At 50.5% G+C, this 15,268-nt stretch carries 12 protein-coding genes; 5 read left to right on the top strand and 7 right to left on the bottom strand.

Going from position 1 to position 15,268, the window contains the following annotated elements:
* Window positions 1-585 precede the first annotated feature (585 nt).
* Complete coding sequence (locus KDC22_RS13050) at window positions 586-2,265, top strand: retron Ec67 family RNA-directed DNA polymerase/endonuclease (protein ID WP_211723336.1); 1,680 nt, start codon at window positions 586-588, stop codon at window positions 2,263-2,265.
* Between the two features lie 48 nt (window positions 2,266-2,313).
* Here KDC22_RS13050 and KDC22_RS13045 read toward each other — a convergent pair whose 3' ends face one another.
* The 4 genes from KDC22_RS13045 to KDC22_RS13030 all read right to left on the bottom strand — a co-directional run bounded on the left by KDC22_RS13045 (window position 2,314) and on the right by KDC22_RS13030 (window position 4,696).
* Entirely contained in the window at window positions 2,314-2,463 is a 150-nt protein-coding gene (locus tag KDC22_RS13045) for a hypothetical protein (protein WP_211723335.1), read from the bottom strand.
* 8 nt (window positions 2,464-2,471) lie between these two features.
* Entirely contained in the window at window positions 2,472-3,122 is a 651-nt protein-coding gene (locus KDC22_RS13040) for a DUF1775 domain-containing protein (RefSeq protein ID WP_211724029.1), read from the bottom strand.
* A gap of 67 nt (window positions 3,123-3,189) precedes the next feature.
* A complete protein-coding gene (locus tag KDC22_RS13035; RefSeq protein WP_039297122.1) occupies window positions 3,190-3,855 on the bottom strand; it encodes a response regulator in 666 nt (221 codons plus the stop codon).
* Window positions 3,824-4,696: a sensor histidine kinase gene (locus KDC22_RS13030; protein ID WP_173125986.1), complete on the bottom strand. Its 873-nt coding sequence runs from the start codon at window positions 4,694-4,696 to the stop codon at window positions 3,824-3,826. Before KDC22_RS13030 ends, KDC22_RS13035 begins: the two co-directional genes overlap by 32 nt.
* A 219-nt stretch (window positions 4,697-4,915) precedes the next feature.
* Between KDC22_RS13030 and KDC22_RS13025 the strand changes: the two genes are divergently transcribed.
* The 4 genes from KDC22_RS13025 to KDC22_RS13010 all read left to right on the top strand — a co-directional run bounded on the left by KDC22_RS13025 (window position 4,916) and on the right by KDC22_RS13010 (window position 8,175).
* Window positions 4,916-5,611, top strand: a complete 696-nt coding sequence (locus tag KDC22_RS13025) for a response regulator transcription factor (RefSeq protein ID WP_211723334.1) — start codon at window positions 4,916-4,918, stop codon at window positions 5,609-5,611.
* A complete protein-coding gene (locus KDC22_RS13020) occupies window positions 5,604-6,701 on the top strand; it encodes a sensor histidine kinase (RefSeq protein ID WP_211723333.1) in 1,098 nt (365 codons plus the stop codon). The genes KDC22_RS13025 and KDC22_RS13020 overlap by 8 nt, the downstream gene beginning before the upstream one ends.
* 92 nt (window positions 6,702-6,793) lie before the next feature.
* On the top strand, window positions 6,794-7,663 hold the full coding sequence (locus KDC22_RS13015) for a M15 family metallopeptidase (RefSeq protein ID WP_211723332.1): 870 nt from the start codon (window positions 6,794-6,796) through the stop codon (window positions 7,661-7,663).
* Between the two features lie 20 nt (window positions 7,664-7,683).
* Window positions 7,684-8,175, top strand: a complete 492-nt coding sequence (locus KDC22_RS13010; protein WP_211723331.1) for a VanZ family protein — start codon at window positions 7,684-7,686, stop codon at window positions 8,173-8,175.
* Between the two features lie 34 nt (window positions 8,176-8,209).
* Here the strand turns inward: KDC22_RS13010 and KDC22_RS13005 are convergent, their stop codons facing one another.
* The 3 genes from KDC22_RS13005 to KDC22_RS12995 all read right to left on the bottom strand — a co-directional run bounded on the left by KDC22_RS13005 (window position 8,210) and on the right by KDC22_RS12995 (window position 15,033).
* A complete protein-coding gene (locus KDC22_RS13005; RefSeq protein ID WP_211723330.1) occupies window positions 8,210-9,241 on the bottom strand; it encodes a hypothetical protein in 1,032 nt (343 codons plus the stop codon).
* Window positions 9,242-9,260: 19 nt separating this feature from the next.
* Window positions 9,261-10,184, bottom strand: a complete 924-nt coding sequence (cysK, locus tag KDC22_RS13000) for a cysteine synthase A (protein ID WP_211723329.1) — start codon at window positions 10,182-10,184, stop codon at window positions 9,261-9,263.
* 931 nt (window positions 10,185-11,115) lie between these two features.
* Entirely contained in the window at window positions 11,116-15,033 is a 3,918-nt protein-coding gene (locus KDC22_RS12995; RefSeq protein WP_211723328.1) for a galactose-binding domain-containing protein, read from the bottom strand.
* Window positions 15,034-15,268: the final 235 nt, after the last annotated feature.

The following is a 15,268-nucleotide window of genomic DNA, read 5'->3' as shown; positions in this document are numbered from 1 at the left end:
TATTTGTGTCGGTGTCGTAGTCTACCATCACTTCGACACCTAATGCAGCAACAAGGAAATCATTCACTAGTTCGGAAGATAACAATAAGTCTGACAAATGTTTCACAGATCTCTTCTGAAAATTTACCGGCAAAAAAAGTTGGGAGCGAATAAGTAGAATTTTGCCTTCATCAGTCCAACTGGGAAGTTGCTGGAGGCTACTGTTGCATTCGCTTCCCATAGTCAAAATTTATTACTATATCACCAAACATCATTATTTCTCTCTGAAATCCAAGTCAGATCTATTACTCCTCTCAAACGTATCATTCCTCATAATAAAAGCAAAAAATTATGTAAAATATATTACGGCTCACACTGCTAATTTTATCAATAAAGAGATTTTGTTTTAATTTGCTTAAATTTACTATATAATTTTATAAACGTGCGGCTAGATTTTTCACTTGTGCTTCGCAAGTGTTGGCATAAATGGTGGGATTGTTTGCTTCCTCTCATATTAGTATTAGCCGTAATAGTCATCTCTTATCATCGCGTTTTCATCGCATAAGGAGTAGCCGCACGTACTTATGAGATTAGGGAGAGTTTCATGTGGGCGAATTTAATAATATAAAAACACGTAATGGACTCGCAGATTTCCTGAAAGTCCCTAGGAAGAAACTTAGCTACATATTATTTGTAAAAGGCACTAACAATTTATATTCTTCATTTGAGATCAACAAGAAAAATGGTGGCACTCGTAAAATTAATGCTCCATCGGAAGAACTCAAGGATATTCAAAAAAAACTTGCTGAGGCTCTATATAATCATAAGAAAAAGAAGCAGCGGGGGAGTTTAGAGAAAATTTCGCATGCTTTTGAAATAGACAAAGGCATAATAACTAATGCTGAAAATCATCGAAATAAACGTTTTGTTTTAAATATTGATTTAGAGGACTTCTTTGATAGTTTTCACTTTGGACGTGTCAGGGGATATTTTCACAAAAATGACCATTTTTCACTACCTCTAGAAGTTGCTACAGCTATAGCACAAATATCTTGCTATGAAGGAAGTTTACCTCAAGGTTCACCTAGTTCCCCTATAATTACGAACTTAATTTGCGAGATACTAGACCACAGGATATTGAAAATTACAAAACAATATAGATTGGATTACACTCGTTATGCAGATGATTTAACATTTTCAACCAATGACAAAACCTTTCTGGAGTCGCAAACTGAATTATATAAAAGAATATCTGAAGAGATCAATCGTGCTGGATTTAAAATAAATGATAAAAAGACCAGGTTACAACATAAAGATTCACAACAAGTCGTTACAGGACTTGTCGTGAATAAGAAGATAAATGTAAGTAGCGTTTATTATAAAGAGACTAGGGCAATGGCTCATAACCTCTATAAGTATGGTGAGTTTAATATTAATGGTAATCTCGCTACTCTAAAACAATTAGAAGGCAGACTTTCATTTATTAATCAATTAACCTGGTATAATAATAAAATTGATGGAGAAAAACATCACTTCCAACACTTATGCTCAAGAGAACGACAATATCAAAAGTTTCTATTTTATAAATATTTCTTCGCTAACCCTAAGCCACTGATTGTAACTGAAGGGAAAACAGATGTGGTTTATTTAAAATCAGCTTTAAAAAAGCTCCATAAAGATTATCCTAGTTTAATTATAAAAAAAAGTAATGAAGAATTTGAATTCAAGGTATCCTTTCTTAATAAAACGAAAAGATTAAAACACTTTATGGGTATTTTCCAGGACGGCGGTACTGCATTAAAGAATATATATGACTTCTTCGCTTCCAGTAAGTCTAACATCAACTATTTGAGTTATTTCAAAAAAACAAGTAATAAATCACCAAATAATCCTGTAATTTTAATGTTTGATAATGAAATCGAAAGTGGGAATAAGAAACCGATAGGTAACTTCCTTAATCATACAAAAGCAGATGATAGAACAAAGATGGATCTAAAACAAAAATACTTTATTAACATTATTGACAACTTGTATCTTTTAACCATACCTTTAATTGGTGGTAAATCCGAATGTGATATAGAAGACTTGTTTGAGGACAGTGTTATTTCGCATAAAATTGAAGGCAGAGAATTCACAAAAAAGGATGAGTATGATATTTCGAAATACTATGGGAAAGAAATATTCTCCAAATACATTTCAAAAAACTACTCCTCTATTGATTTTACTAACTTTAGATCCATTTTAGATAACATAGATAACATCATCAAGTGCACTGGATGTAAGTAGCAAGGGCCAGTAAAAGATTTAGATGTAATGAACACGGACAAGGTATTTCTAGAGATCCAATTTGTAAATAATAAACTGTCTCGGACCAGATACTTTTGCTTTTTGTGACAACCAACTTTCTGGTTTAAGCCCTGGAAAATACCCCATGCCGGTTGGTGAACAATCCCACCATCCGGTATGGGGTTCTTTGTACTCCAAAACTCCGCCTACTCCTTCCGCCCCCGAAGCAAGGCTATTGCTGCCAGCAGGAAGGACACCAGCGAGATGCCGAGGGTAATATAGAGCATCGGCGAGGTGCCGGTGCTGGCGCCTTCATTGTCCACAATGGCCTGATGCTCGTCCATTGTCATGGTATCATTGCTAGCCTTGTCTGCGGCACCGTGGCCGTGACCGCCATCGGCGCTGCCGGAGGCTTCAGCGATGGCGGTGATGGAATGCGGGGATTCCGAGCCGGGTTCGCCGGACCATTGCACGAGGCTGCCATCGGCATAGTGCTGATAGGCATCCCAGGCGATATCGCCTGCGGAGTCCGGGTTCTTGGCTGTGAAGTAGAAGCGCTGGAACTGTCCGGCCTGAATGCCGCCATCCTTCGCAATCCAGCTCACCTTATTCCCCTCAATCGTTACCTCCCAGCCGGGTGTGGCCTCGTATTGCTTGAACTCTGCGCCTGCCGGAATCCGCAGATCCACCTGGACGGTGGCGCTTTCTTTTTCAGACGGTACTTTCAGTGTATACGTCTCCCAAGCCCCCGTACCGGACTGTGCAGGACTGACGGTTACATGGGCACTCGCCACGGCGGCGAACAGCATCAGTGCTGCGGCTGCCGGTGCAGCCAGTGCTGCTATTTTGCGAAACATTCTATTCAATGAAATCTCCCCTATTCTCTAATAATGGATATTGGGACTGTCTACGCTATCTTAAGCTCTATCTTTTCCCCGGAAAATCCCGCTCCCGCGAAGCCAGCCCCTGCTCCATCGCGTATCTGGTAAGCTGCGTGCGGTTCTGAAGCTGAAGCTTTTGAAGTATATTCTTAAGATGATTCTTGACCGTATGCTCGGAGATGCCGAGGGTGGCCGCAATCTCTTTATTGGTGGACCCTGAAGACACACAGCCCAGTATCTCCTTCTCCCGCGCCGTTAATGCCTCCCGCTCCTCCTTGACGGAGGTAACAGCGAACTCCTTGAGAATCTGAAAAGCCAGCTCCCGGCTCAGCGGCACCTCCTCACTTACAATAGCCAGCAAATATTCAATCCAGGTGGACGGAGCCAGATTCTTCAGGAGATACCCCTGAGCCCCCTGCTTGAGCGCTTCAAACAAATACGAGATCTCATCCGATACAGTGACGATGACGATCTTCACATACGGATATTCCAGCTTAATGCGGCGCGTGGTCTCCAGACCATCCATTCCCGGCATTTCGATATCAATCAGGATCAGGTCCGGCATCCATTGCCCGGTCCAGACGATGGCCTCCGCTCCGCTGGCAACCGCGCCGATCACTTCGAACCGTTCATCCAGCGCCACAATCTCACTCATCGCTTCCCGTGCATGTGCATGGTCATCGACGATCAGTACCCGGCAGCGTTCCATTCTGCGCACCTCCTTTGGCAATTTCCACGGTGGTTCCGTCACTCCCTGACTGTATGTCTAGCCTCCAGCCCATACTGCGGGACCGTTCCCTCATAATCTGCAAGCCATAGCTCCCGATCACCGCAAAAGGATCGTCATGCTGAATCCCGGCACCGTTGTCGGCAATGGTCACCGTCCAATGGAGTTCATTGCCCTGTCCGGACACGGACACCCTGCCTGCACGTGTATGCTTGCGCACATTGATAATCGCTTCGCGGATACAGGATAACAGCTCCGCTTGTTCCGCCGCCGTCAGCGCCTGCTCCTCCAGATGCCAGTCCAGCGACACCTCAATCATGACTTCTCCGGCAATTCCGGCCAGTTGCTCCTTAATGGACCGCTCCAGCGAAAAGCTCTCTTCACCGCTGACCGGCACCTTCAGATTGGCAATGGCCTGACGAACATAACGGTTGACCTCATGGACGGTCTTCTTGATCTGATCCACACTGTCCGCGCTGACGCTGCCGTCCTTACGGCTCTGCTCCAGACGGTCAATCCGCACGGAGAGCAGGAACAGGGATTGCGCCATCCCGTCATGCAGCTCCTTGGCCAGAGCCTCCCGCGCTTCCATCGCCCCTGTTGCCGCCCGCTCCTGCTCCAGCTCCCGCTGGTTCCGCTCCATGATCCGAAAGAGCGGCAGCAGCAGAATAATACTGAACATAAAAACCAATACAGGTGTTAAGTAGTTTCCCGTGTCCATGGAAATGTACGACATCAGGAACTGATGCCGCACCCATTCCCATATGCCGACCATCACGGTCGGAATCAGCAGGATGAGCACTTTAATCCGGGTATACGTCACTGTCCCCTCCCTAATTACTATGGATTACTTTATCATTCCCGGACATGCTCCGGCATGACTCTTTCGGGCTATACCCGCAGGTAATTGTTACGAAATTAAGTATTTAAAATGTTAGTCTTACTATCATAGCAGTTAGCGAAACAATATCCGATAGGTTACACTAGGATTGACGCACAATCAAGGATAATTTCATGCTGACACTACAGGAGAGATAATGAAATGAAACGAATTACGATTCTTGTCGCCGATGACGATGCGGAAATTGCCGATCTGATCGGACTGCATTTGGAAAAGGAAGGCTATCATCCCATCAAGGTTACGAATGGCACAGCGGCTGTGCAGGTGGTCCAGTCCAGGCATATCGACCTGGCTATTCTGGATATCATGATGCCCGGGCTGGACGGGTATGAGGTGACCCGGCAGATCCGTGAACAGCATGGGCTGCCGATTATTTTTCTGAGCGCGAAGACTTCGGATCTGGATAAAATCACCGGACTTGTCATCGGCGCCGACGACTATATGACCAAGCCCTTCAACCCCATGGAGCTGGTGGCCCGAGTGAATGCGCACCTTAGACGTTCCATGCAGCTGAATCAGCCGGTTGCCGAGCAGAAGGCCGTGGTGGAAGCCGGTGGACTGACGATTGATCCGGACCGCCGCTCGGTGACGCTGTACGGGAATCCCGTTGAGCTGACGCCGAAGGAATTCGATATTCTGTATCTGCTCGCCAGCTACCCCAAAAAAGTATTCAGTGCAGAGCATCTGTTCCGCCAGGTCTGGGGTGAGGCTTATTATGAAGGCGGGAACACTGTGATGGTACATATCCGCACCTTGCGCAAAAAGCTGGGGGAAGAGCAGACCAAAAATACGTGGATCAAAACGATCTGGGGGGTAGGGTATACGTTCAATGGCTAACCTTTTTCGCAGCTTCCGCTTCAAAATGATCTTTCTGCTTGTGCTGAGCATGGCCTGCTCCGGCATTGTTACTTATGTACTGTATAAAATCCTGCAAAGCTATTATACCTCCCAGGTGAAGTTCGAGGACAAGCTGACCCGCTTCCGCTATCTGATTGCCGACTTCGGGGACCTCAATTTCTTCCTGATCTTCTTCATCCCGCTGGCGCTGCTGTTCTTCTTCCTGTTCACCAAGCCGTATGCCCGGTATTTCAAAGAAATCTCGCAGCATATCCGCCTGTTGGCCAACGGAGACTTCAAGAGCCGCATCCGCATTCAATCCAATGATGAATTCGAGGATATTGCCGCCGATCTCAATCTGGCTAAGGATAAGCTCCAGGAAGCGGTGGAACGCGGGGATTTCGCTGAGAACAGCAAGGACAAGCTTGTGCTTAATCTGGCGCATGATCTGCGGACCCCGCTGACCTCCGTGCTCGGCTATCTGGATCTGGTGCTGAAGGACGGACAATTAACCGATGAACAGGTCAAACACTACACAACAATTGCCTATACCAAATCGCAGCGGCTGGAGAAGCTCCTCGATGAGCTGTTTGAGATTACCCGGATGAATTACGGCATGATGACCGTGGAACAGCTCCCGCTCGATCTGAGCAAGCTGCTGGTCCAGTTGAACGAGGAGCTATATCCTGTGCTGGAGAACAACGGGCTGACGGCCCGCCTTGAGCTGACCCCGCACCTTTCGATTACCGGGGACGGGGAGCTGCTCGCCCGGGTATTCGAGAACCTGTTGACCAATGCGGTGCGTTATGGCAAAGACGGCCGTTACGTCGATATCCTCTGCCATCCGGAGGAAGATCAGGTCGTTGTCCAGGTTATCAACTATGGAGACAGGATTCCTGAGGAGGACCTGCCTTTTCTATTCGATATGTTCTATACGGGCGACCGGGCGCGGACCCATCAGGAAGGCAGCACCGGCCTGGGCCTGTTCATTGCCAAGAATATCGTAGAGCAGCATCAGGGGACGATCTCCGTCCAGAGTGATACCATCCGTACGCTTTTCGAGGTGCGGCTGCCGGGTCTGATCAAGTAAGGACATCTTTTAAGAAAAACTTTAACTTTACCCCACTTCTTTTTAAACACACTCCCTTATGCTGTATTCATAGAGCCAAGGAGGAAGATAACATGAAGAAGTGGTTATTAGTGATTGTAATTGTCGGGCTGGCCGGTTATGAATGGGCTTCGCGGGACCGGGAGAATGATAAGGCTGAACTGAACATCGGCACCGTGCAAGTCTCTACAGATAAAGGTTCAAAGAATCTGACGCTGATTCCCAAAGGCCAGATCTACAAAGGTGATTTGCTGCTGGTCAACAAGGATTATCCCGTACATGAAACGGGCGTCAGCCAGGACATTGTCAGTCTGTTGGATCATGAGGAGCTGACCGCAGGGTACGGGCTGCTGGACCACAAAACACAGCTCTCCAGGCAAGTGGCAGAGAAATTCGCCGAAATGGTGCAGGCCGCTTCCGGGGAGGATATCAACCATTTCCTGATTAGCAGCGGCTATAGGGACAATGCGAAGCAGAAGCAGCTCTATGAGGAAAAAGGGGCTGACTACGCCCTGCCGCCCGGATACAGCGAACATAATCTAGGCTTGTCGCTCGACATCGGCTCCTCACAGATGTCCATGAGCCAGGCCCCTGAAGGCCAATGGCTGCGGGATAACGCATGGGATTACGGCTTCATTCTGCGCTATCCTGAAGATAAAACAGAGATTACCGGCATCCAGTATGAGCCTTGGCATTTCCGTTATGTAGGGCTGCCGCACAGCATTATTATGCGGGATAAGAATTTCACCCTGGAAGAGTACCTCGAATTCCTTAAGCAGCAGCAGACGATCACCGCTACCGTTAACGGTACCCACTATCAGATCTCTTATATAGAGGTCAAGGGAAATACCCCGGTTCCTGTGCCTGCCGGTCAACACATAGAGCTCTCTGGAGATAATATGGACGGTGTGATTATGACGGCAGAAAGCGGTGATGCGGAATGAACCCGGCACATAATCGGAGAATGTACGGTGTACAGGCACTATTAGCCGTATATATCTATATCCTGTTCAAAATCATTTTGTTCAAATTTGGTTCGATTGATCTCAGCTTTCTCTGGCAGCAGCTCCAGCACGGCCCGGAGAACATTATAGGAAGTCTGCAGAGAGGCAACCTGACGCCGCTTGCTACGCTGTCCAGCACCTATCACCATGTCACCCCTCACAGCTTTGTTAATTTCGCGGGAAATATCGCTTTGTTTATACCTTTTGGCATATTCCTGGTGCTCTTGTCCCCAACTGGAAAAGGCAGCGGCTCCTTCAGCGGTGTGCTGCTCTGGTCCTTCGCATTAAGCGCCGTGCTGGAAGGGGCCCAGTCAGTCTTTTATATCGGAACCTTGGATGTGGACGATCTGCTCCTGAATACGTTCGGCGGGCTGCTCGGCTATCTGTTGATCCGCCCTTTAATGAGTATTTATATGACAAGCAGACAAGGCTCCTCCGTCACCCAGAAGTGACGGGGAGCCTTGTCTGCTTGCCGTTCCCTCTGCTCTACAAGGGAGAGATATAACGGCTGTACTCGATCTTCAGTTCTGTGAAGCCACCACCTTCCTGGGACAGGAAAAAGCTGCTTACTCCCTCCGCTCCCCACCAGTTCAGCCCAATCAGCAATCCGTCTGCTGCTTGCGCCGCGAACAACAAGGAGAACATCTGCGGAATCACCTCACCGCCGTCATCGACCCGCCAGACTGAATATTCATTGTCCTGAAGCACAGCGGGATAATCCTTGAAGCTGAGCTTCCCGTCTTCCTCCAGCACAAGGCTGAAGAGCATATCCTTATCCATTCTAACGAACTGGACGACATAGAGCCGTCTGTCCGGGCCCAGATCAGCCAGCTTCCACACCGACTCAATCTTCCGCTGCTTCACGGCCGCTATACTTTGTCGCACAGGATCTTCAGGGGCAAGCTGTGGAGCCGCCGGGTCGGCGGGCTGAATCGCCAGCAAGGCAGCCTGAGGGAACTGGGCAGAATCGGCCAGATAATAGGTTTCATTCTGTTCAGCCGAGCCACCCTCAACCTTGAACAGATAACCGGACAGATGGGGAATATTATTCGCCAGCTCCCGTCCGTTGCTGTCCTCACTCCCCGCCTGCCACTTCTCGAACTTCACGGCCAGCTCCTGGCCTCCGTTGCCGATCGCTGTATTCAGGGATTGCATCTGCTGTTCATTCCCCTCCTCTTCCCTGGTTACAAGAATATGACTCCCGGTCTCGTCGGCAAATCCGAAAACAGGCTGCAGCTTGTCAGGGTCCATGAATGCCGTCAGTACGGACGGACTGGAATCCGGGGCGCTTGCAGCAGGCTCCGTCCCTTCCGGGGCATCCGTCTGCCCGGCGGCAGGTGAAGGGGGCTGCGTCACGGCAGGGGATGGCATGGCCGAAGCTTCTGCACCGCTTGTATCGTCATTGCCGCCCGGCCTGGAACACCCGGATAGGCTGAAGACTAAGACAACTGCTGCTGCAAGAATAAGGGTTCCGGCCGCTCTGACCCGGTACCGGTTGCGGCCCTTCACTTGATTCATAGCGTACCTCCAGTGAAATTTAGTCAAAAATCCCCATACTGAGATATCGTTCTCCAGTATCAGGAGCAATACACAATACCCGCTTGCCCCGGCCTTGGCGCCGTGCTTCCTGCAATGCCGTCCAGACTGCTGCTCCGCCGGAAGGGCCGATCAGAATTCCTTCGGTGCTGGCAAGTACTCTTACCATCTCCAGGGCATTCTCGTCGGATACCTGCACGATCTCATTGTAGATGCTAGTGTTCAGAATCGCCGGTACGAAGCCGGGGCTGGTTCCCACCAGCTTATGCGGTCCGGGCTGGCCGCCGGACAACACCGGTGAACCCTGCGGTTCCACGACGACTATGCGAAGCTCGGGCAATTGTTCCCGCAGTGCCTCACCGGTGCCGGTAATAGTCCCGCCGGTGCCGGAGGTGGCGACGAAGACATCCAGCCGGCCCTCCATCTGCTCCAGAATCTCCGGAGCGGTGGTGGTGCGGTGAATGTCCGGATTCGCCTGGTTCTCGAACTGCTGCGGGATGAAGCTCCCGGCAATCTCACGCCCCAGCTCCACCGCCTTGGCAATCGCGCCGGACATCCGCTCCGCCGCCGGGGTCAGCACCACTTCCGCACCGTAAGCCTTCAGAATATTGATCCGTTCCTTCGTCATATTATCCGGCATAATCAGAATTGCCTTATACCCCTTCGCCGCCGCATTCATCGCCAGACCGATGCCGGTGTTGCCGCTCGTCGGCTCGATGATCGTACCGCCGGGCTGCAGCCGTCCGTCCAGCTCCGCCTGCAGGATCAGATTATAGGCTGCCCGGTCCTTGACGCTGCCGCTGGGATTGAACATCTCCAGCTTCACATACAGCTCCGCATCCTCCGGTCCGGTCACGCGGTTCAAGCGTACCACCGGCGTTCCACCGATCAGCTCCGTGATATTATTAACTACCCGCTTCGTCATATGCGCGCCTCCCTCGTTCTTATATATGATATAGGTTCCATTGTATCGCTAACGTATGCCGCTTGTCGATTTGGCGGATAGGGATTTGATTTGAAATAGTGCTTGAAGTAGTGCTAGAAGTGGTGCTAATCGAAATGGAATTGTTGTAGTAAATGCAGGATGTCCGGCGGGGGATCGAATCAGACCGGGGATTGTTGTATATTTTGCAGGAAATGCTTACAGATCAGCCGCTCAGCACCCGAAGTGCTGCACTTTGTGCAGGAATCCTCTACATTCGGCTAAGAAAAGATTGATTTGTTGTAAAACATGCAGGGTTTGCTTGGCTTGACGGAGTTCCGGGACATTCGCAGACCATTGTAACGGTTATACCTGTTGTACCAAGCAAATGGAAAAACGTATCTTAAATTCTCCATTTCTGTGCGATGATCGGAAGCAAGTGGAAATACAACATCTAATCAGGTTGGTTTTAGCTGGAATGGATGAAATGGAAGAATTTAAGTGCCGTTTATCCAACTGCTGTTACAACATCGCCCATTCTTTCAGCAGTAAATGGAGGAAATCCAACTGCTTCAGATGCTTCTCTCTTTGAGCTTGTCCGGCATTACCTTCATGCCCCATTTACAAGCCTATCTCGCATAACGCCTATCCGGATGCCATAGCAGATCGGTCAATGATTGTTCCTGTAATGCTGCTGTGAAGCACATGCAACGCAACAATCGCCCCCGGATATACGGGGGCGATTGTTGTGCGGCTCTTTGCGCAGTCCTAAGTGATGGGAAGAAGTTCTTGTACAGTCCTGAGTTACGAGTGCCGCTTCTTGTACGGCTCTGAGCTACGGATGGCTCTATTTTCAACTCATTCGTATCCGGCTGAACCTGTTCTCAGATAAGCATTATAAGTCTCTGCCACATGCTCTGATAAATGTTTCTCTCTATGGATTCACCGTAATCGTGAACGTAGACGTTGTGTTTTTGATAGGCGTGACTGTGTTCTGGATCTTCAGGTTGTTGAAGACAACGTTGCCTACCGCAGGGCCTTGACCCGCTTCGGCCGATTCATTGGCCCAGATGCCGACCCCGGACTTGGCGTCGAAGGCGTCTCCGCTCTTCTGCGCACCGGAAATCGTAATGTTCGTGAAGATCGTATCCGCTACCGGGAACTGCGGCGAATTGCCGACATAATTGGTCTGGAACATGATCCCGTGATAGGTCGGGTCAAGGATATCCACATCGCTGACCCGGATACCCTGGAATACCTTGGAGGCGGAGAATACCCAGATGGCCGGAAAAGTCTGTGCGCCCCAGAAATGTCCACCCGACCGGACCACGGAGATATTCTGGAAGTTCGTCGTCGGGGAAGCCCCGAACCCGTTCATGGCATAGCCGAAGTCGAGCGAGCTGATCGTGATTCCCGAATAGCAGAGCGTATCCGCAATATAAATGTTGCGGAAGGTATTGGCATAACCGCCATAGACGGCAACACCGGCTGCACGCCAGGTCAGGATCGAGGTCAGATTCTCATAGACATTGTCCTTCATGTCAGAGCCCCCGGAATCAATGGCCGAGAACAGCGCGAAGCTGTCATCTCCGGTCGCCCGGGCTTCATTGTTGGACACCAGGTTGTTGGTGCTGCCGTTGGTCATATTGATGCCGTCGGCGAAGGTGTTGCGGATACGCGAATTGCGGATCACCATGTAATCGGTATTCGCCCCCCAGTACATACATACCTGATGTTCCGTCCAGATGTTGTCAATCGTAATGTTCGCCACATTGGAGAAGTCAAACACCTTGCCGGGGCCGTCAATCCGCGAAGTATAGTTGCCGAAGTAAGCAAAACCCGAGAATGTCGAGCCATTCGCAGAATCAGTAGCCCTGAAGCCGATATCCGTATTCGACTGGTTGACTGGAGCATAGAACCGCGTGTACCACGGGCCGGCTCCAATGATCTTCACTGCCTTGCCGTATACCTGGAATTTGTTCGAGGTCTCATACGTTCCCGCAGGAAGATACACGCCAACTAGGTTCCCCGTAGTATCCATACGCACCTTATCCAAGGCATTCTGCACATCCTGGTGGGTGAATCCAAGAGGTACCGTATATTTGGACGGGTCCGGGTTGGCAACCGGAGCTACCTGCTCCAGGCTGACGAAGTCTATGGCATATTGTGAAGTATTAGCCGCATCCTTTTGCAGCCGGATCGTGCTGCCTGCCGGAATGGTGCTGTCGAACATGATATTTGCTTCGTCATAGATATGACGCGGTGAGCCTGCGCTTGGTGAATTGCCCGGGCTAACCTCTGACCCGTAGAGCCAGGCGTACTTTGAAGTCAGAGTAATGGCTTTGTTATAAACACCATTCACATAAATATTGAGCGTAGCGGTTGTTCCGTCTCCGCTTGCCGAATCCGGGATGGAGAACCGGGTGACCAGCGTATTGGTATTGGCTTTGGTTGTGAATTCGACGTAGCTGCCCGTTGTATTCAGCGTAACGGCTCTTCTGCCCGAAGCTTCACCGGCAAGATCGCCGATCGTACGGTTCGGATTCAGCTTGACCGCCCCGCCGCCGGTCACTCCGTCCTCCGCTTCATACATGTCGTATGGCATATTGGCCCCGCGTCCGATGTAGAGCGGCTGGTTCTGGATATTATTGGCCCGCTTCACTGCCAGTTCGTTCTGATCTACGGCAATGTCTGTCTTCACATTGTATTTCCCGTTCACTGCTGTCCAGGTCCCGAGCGCAACCGGAGCCGTAGTGCTTCCGGCGGCAATGACACCGTTATACGAACCGGTTAGTGTTGTGATAACTGTACCGCTGGTTGTATCCGTAAGGGTCAGCGTGATGTTATGCGCACCGCCTGCGGAGGCCGCCGTTCCCTGATTTTTAATAGCGACCGTGAAGCTCACCGTGTTGCCTTCTGCCGGATTGCCCGGAGACCAGCTGACTGGAGACGCGATCAGATCCGAGCTGGATACCGGATTTACGGTAAGAGAAGACGGATGGCTGTAGCTGTTATTCCCTTCATTCATTTCAATGACGGTGTTGTTCTCGTCAACCTTGGCACTTAAGGCATAGGTTCCGAAATCCCTCGCCCCGAGACTGAACGATATATTAGCCGATGCACCTGCGGCCAGAGCACCGACTGGCGCAGTACCGGCAAGCGTGCTGCCAAGGTAAAAGCTAACAGTGGTTGCTGCCGAAGAAGCAGACCCGGTATTTTTTACGGTGGCATTCAGTGTAATGGCATTGGTCTCTACCGGTGCAGACGGGCTCCAGGACATGCCGGTTACCGTCAGATCAGGATTCGCAGCCGGTGTGCCGATAATCTGGAATTCAGCCACCTGCCCCGCGCTTGAGCCGGAGTTCGCAGTGAATTTCAGTTGCAGTTCACTGGCCGTTGCCGAGACCGGAATGGTCACTGAGTTGCCACTGGCCGGGTTGAAGGTATACACCGCAGCAGCCACCAGACTGGTGAAGGTTCCTGTAGACTGGTTATGACCCAGTACCTGAATGGTTTGGGTACGGGTAGCCCAGGCCGCTGCAGGATTCAGCTTCACGACTACAGAGGTTACATTGGCGTTCGACCCAAGGTTCACAGTCAGCGTATTCGGATAACTTCCCCCTGCTCCCTCCCAGTATGTGGTCACATCTCCGTCATTCGCGTTGGCGGGGACAAACGTGAAGACGGAAGAGGAGGCATTAACCGTTTTGCCGATGGCTAAGTTCGAGCCGGGGCCTGCGCTTGGAGTAGCCGTCGGTGCAGCAGATGGTGAAGGCGTTGGCGTTACAGCCGGTGTTGGCGTCGCAGTAGCAGTCGGGGCTACGGTTGGCGTTGCCGTCGGTGCGCTAGTCGGTATTGGTGTTGCGGTTGGCACCGCAGTCGGCGCTACTGTCGGAACGGGTGTGGGTGTTGCCGTAGCGGTCGGGGCCGATGAGACGGTCAGGACCAGCTGATCCAGATTCACGTTGCCGGAGTCGGACACATCGTATTTGTAGGCAATCGTGTTATTTCCGGCAGTTAAGGCAAGCGTCTCAGCCTGCGTGGACCAGGTATCCCAGTTCGCCAGATTGGCAAGCGAGGTCTGCCTGATCTTCGTCCCATTTACGTAAACACTCAGCGTCCTGGTGCTGCCGGAAGCATTGGCGTACCGCAGTGCTGCGCTGTAATTACCTGCCGATGCAGCGGATACGGTGAAGGTCGTGGCTGCTCCCTGAGTCAGGTAGCCGTCAACAAACGCCGAACCGGTATAGCCGGTGTGGTCCGTGTTGGTCTTGGCCCCGCCGGATAAGGCGGCTGCTTCCGCTTCATAAGTTCCGGGCGGAGAAACCGTGGTTCCGTACACCTCAAGTTCGGATAGCTGGGCAGCAGGCCAGCCGGTGTTGGCGGTGAAATTTATTTTCAGATAACGGGCGGTTGCTGCTGTGAATGGGATAGTGACGGCGTTGGAGCCGCTGGAAGGATTGAAGGTATAGTCCGCAGAAGCAGCCAGATTGCTGTAAGAGACATCATCCGTACTGCCTTGCACAGACAAAGTCTGTGTTCTTGCTTCCCACGCCGCCGGCAGCTTAAGTACAACCTGATTCACACTGCTGCTGGCACCGAGATCAACCTTGATCCATTGCGGAAAAGCATTACCGGCACTCTCCCAATACGTGCCCTGGTTGCTGTCGTTGGCATTCGCTGCCACGTACACATCACCGACAGAGCTTGCGCTGATCGTCTTGCCTTGAGCCAGATTGCCTGCCGCCGCCCCCACTGCCGGAAACAACGCTAACTGTCCTACACATAACACAAGAATCAGACCGTACATTAGGAATTTCTGTTGCAGCAAAGCCTTGGTTCTGCTAATCATTTAACAGCCACCTCCCAATAAATTTATGGTGCCGTCTTCAGGTATGCGCTTACATAATAACTAATAATGGTAATAATATAAGATAATGCTTGGCTGAGGTCGATGGCGTATCCTATGCATAGTATGTGCGTACATACGGCCCGCAGAGAATGAACCTAATTGAAGTCGGTATATCCTTCGTTACTGGCTCCTTTTACAATAAATACAACAAGACACAGCTTAGGGGGGAATAATT

The sequence above is a fragment of the Paenibacillus tritici genome (assembly GCF_018207515.1).
GTDB lineage: Bacteria > Bacillota > Bacilli > Paenibacillales > Paenibacillaceae > Paenibacillus_AQ > Paenibacillus_AQ tritici.
This window is presented reverse-complemented; position numbering and strand designations above follow the sequence as displayed.

Excerpts from the sequence above, each read along its gene's own strand:
- KDC22_RS13040 (WP_211724029.1), bottom strand. The coding sequence starts at position 3,122 with ATGTTTCGCAAAATAGCAGCACTGGCTGCACCGGCAGCCGCAGCACTG.
- KDC22_RS13035 (WP_039297122.1), bottom strand. The coding sequence starts at position 3,855 with ATGGAACGCTGCCGGGTACTGATCGTCGATGACCATGCACATGCACGG.
- KDC22_RS13025 (WP_211723334.1), top strand. The coding sequence starts at position 4,916 with ATGAAACGAATTACGATTCTTGTCGCCGATGACGATGCGGAAATTGCC.
- KDC22_RS13020 (WP_211723333.1), top strand. The coding sequence starts at position 5,604 with ATGGCTAACCTTTTTCGCAGCTTCCGCTTCAAAATGATCTTTCTGCTT.
- KDC22_RS13015 (WP_211723332.1), top strand. The coding sequence starts at position 6,794 with ATGAAGAAGTGGTTATTAGTGATTGTAATTGTCGGGCTGGCCGGTTAT.
- KDC22_RS13010 (WP_211723331.1), top strand. The coding sequence starts at position 7,684 with ATGTACGGTGTACAGGCACTATTAGCCGTATATATCTATATCCTGTTC.
- KDC22_RS13005 (WP_211723330.1), bottom strand. The coding sequence starts at position 9,241 with ATGAATCAAGTGAAGGGCCGCAACCGGTACCGGGTCAGAGCGGCCGGA.
- cysK (WP_211723329.1), bottom strand. The coding sequence starts at position 10,184 with ATGACGAAGCGGGTAGTTAATAATATCACGGAGCTGATCGGTGGAACG.
- KDC22_RS12995 (WP_211723328.1), bottom strand. The coding sequence starts at position 15,033 with ATGATTAGCAGAACCAAGGCTTTGCTGCAACAGAAATTCCTAATGTAC.